The sequence below is a fragment of the Jatrophihabitans sp. YIM 134969 genome (assembly GCF_054456675.1).
Window position 1 is genome coordinate 1 of sequence record NZ_JBTJEQ010000102.1, and the last position, 2,395, is coordinate 2,395.

The window sequence follows — 2,395 nt, forward strand, 5'->3', positions numbered from 1 at the left end:
CCCTGACCGCCGCGGGTCTCGGCCCCCGCGAGCTCGCCGCGGCGGTCCGCGCGGGGCTGCTCGCCCGGGTCGCGGAGGGTGTCTACCTCGCGCCGGGGTGGGACGCCCGCGCCGAGGCGGTCGTGGCGCAGTTGCCGCAGCCGTTCACCGCCGCCGAGGCCAAGACGGCGTGGGCGACGACCCGCCGGGTCGCGATGCCCGTCCTGGAGTCGCTCGCCGCGCGTGGCGTCACCGTGCGCACCGACGACGGCCGGCACCGGCTGCGGCGCGAGCGCGGCTGAGGGGTCGCGGGCGCCGTCACGGTGTCGTTGCCCGAAACTGTCGGGGCCTCGTCCTAGCGTCTCGGGCATGCGGATCGTGCACACCTCGGACTGGCACCTGGGTCGGTCGCTGCACCGCGCCGATCTGCGGAGCGCGCAGGAACAGGTCCTCGAGGCGCTGGTCGCGACCGTCCGGTCCGAGGCCGTCGACCTGGTGGTCGTGGCCGGTGACGTCTTCGACCGCGCCATCCCGCCGCTGGAGGCGGTCGAGGTGTTCGAGCACGCCCTGGTCGAGCTGCGGGCCGCGGGCGCCACGGTCGTCGTGTCCAGCGGCAACCACGACTCCGCGATCCGGCTCGGGGCGCACGCGCCCCTCATCGCCGCGGGTGGGGTGCACCTGCGTACCCGGGTCGGCGGGCTCGACCGCCCGGTGGTGGTCGAGGACCGGCACGGCCCGGTGGGGGTCTACGCCATCCCGTACCTCGAACCCGCAGCCGTCGCCCACCTGCTGCCGGGCGTCGAGGGCGAGGCGCCGCGCGGCCACGCGGGCGTGGTCGGGCACGCCGCCGCCCGGATCGCGGCCGACGCCGCCCGGCAGGGGCTCACCCGCACGGTCGTCGCGGCCCACGCCTGGGTCACCGGCGGGGCGGCCAGCGACAGCGAGCGCGACCTCACCGTCGGCGGGGTCGGCCACGTGCCGGCCGAGGTGTTCGCGCCGTTCGGCTACGCGGCGCTCGGCCACCTGCACGGCGCGCAGCAGGTCGGGCCGACCGTGCGGTACTCCGGGTCGCCGCTCGCGTACTCGTTCTCCGAGGCCCGGCACCGCAAGGGCTGGTACCTCGTCGAGCTCGACGCCGCGGGGGTGGCCCACGTCGACCAGGTCGCGGCACCGGTGCCGCGTGGGCTCGCCGAGATCCGGGGCCCGCTCGCCGATCTGCTGACCTCGCGTGCGCACGACACGGTGCAGCAGCACTGGCTCGCCGTCACCGTCACCGATCCCGCGCGCCCGGTCGACGCCATGGAGCGCCTGCGCGCCCGCTTCCCGCACGTGCTGACCCTGGCCTGGGAGCCCGCCGAACGCACGGTCGACGATCTGGGTTACGGCGCCCGGGTGCGGCACCGCTCCGATCTGGAGATCGCCGCGGGGTTCGTCGAGCACGTCCGGCACAGCGCGGCGGACGCCGACGAGTGTGCCCTCTTCGGTGAGGCGTTCGAGGCCGTCCGCGCCGCGGACCACGACGTGGCCTGACGTGCGCCCCCACCGGTTGAGCGTGCGGGCTTTCGGGCCGTTCGCGGACGAGGTCACGGTCGACTTCGACGCGCTCGGGGCCGCGGGGCTGTTCCTGCTGCACGGTGACACCGGCGCCGGCAAGACCTCCCTGCTCGACGCCATCGGTTTCGCCCTCTACGGCCAGGTGCCGGGTGACCGGATGAGCGCGGGCCACCTGCGCAGCGACCACGCGGCGGCCACGGTCCGGACCTCGGTCACCCTGGAGTTCAGCGCCGCCGGCCGCCGGCTCCGGGTCACCCGCTCACCGGAACAGCGCCGTCGGAAACGCTCCGGCGAGGGGACGACCAAGGATCCGGCGTCCGTGCTGCTCGAGGAGTTCGACGCCGGGTGGCGGCCGGTCAGCACCCGCTTCCGCGAGGCCGACGACGAACTGCTGCGGGTGCTGGGGATGTCGGCGTCGCAGTTCTTCCAGGTGGTCCTCCTGCCGCAGGGGGAGTTCGCCCGGTTCCTGCGGGCGGCCGCGCCGGAACGGGCGGCGCTGCTGCAACGGCTGTTCGGCACCGAGCGGTTCGAGGCCGTCGAGGCGTGGCTCGCGGACCGCCGCCGCACCACCCGCGAGGAGTGCGCCGTCCACGAGCAGCAGGTCGAGGCGTTGGTCGCCCGCGTCGCCGAGGAGGCCGGGGTCGCGGTGCCGGCGGTCGCCGACCGTGCATGGCTCGACGACCTCGTGACCGTGGCGGTGGCGCGGGCGGGTGTCACCGCGAGCGCCGCCGAGGTCGCCGCCGACGCGCGGCGGACCCAGCAGACCGCCCTCGACGTGGCCCGTGACCTCGCCACGCGTCAGCACCGGCGCCGCGGTCTCCTGGCGCGGCAGGCGGCGCTCGCCGCCGACGCGCCCACCCAG

General features: G+C 76.4%; 3 protein-coding genes. All 3 read left to right on the forward strand.

The features are described from left to right. Positions 1-281, forward strand: a 281-nt coding sequence (locus tag ACXR2U_RS23990; protein ID WP_458827614.1) for a SelB domain-containing protein, incomplete at its 5' end; no start/stop codon positions are given. Positions 282-348: 67 nt separating this feature from the next. Further along, positions 349-1,509 carry an exonuclease SbcCD subunit D gene (locus ACXR2U_RS23995; RefSeq protein ID WP_458827615.1) on the forward strand — a complete coding sequence of 387 codons (1,161 nt, stop codon included), beginning with the start codon at positions 349-351 and terminating at the stop codon, positions 1,507-1,509. 1 nt (position 1,510) lies between these two features. Further along, positions 1,511-2,395: AAA family ATPase (locus tag ACXR2U_RS24000; protein ID WP_458827616.1), on the forward strand; the 885-nt coding region annotated here is incomplete at its 3' end.

Coding starts and splice junctions, on each gene's coding strand:
- ACXR2U_RS23995 (WP_458827615.1), top strand. CDS start 349: ATGCGGATCGTGCACACCTCGGACTGGCACCTGGGTCGGTCGCTGCAC.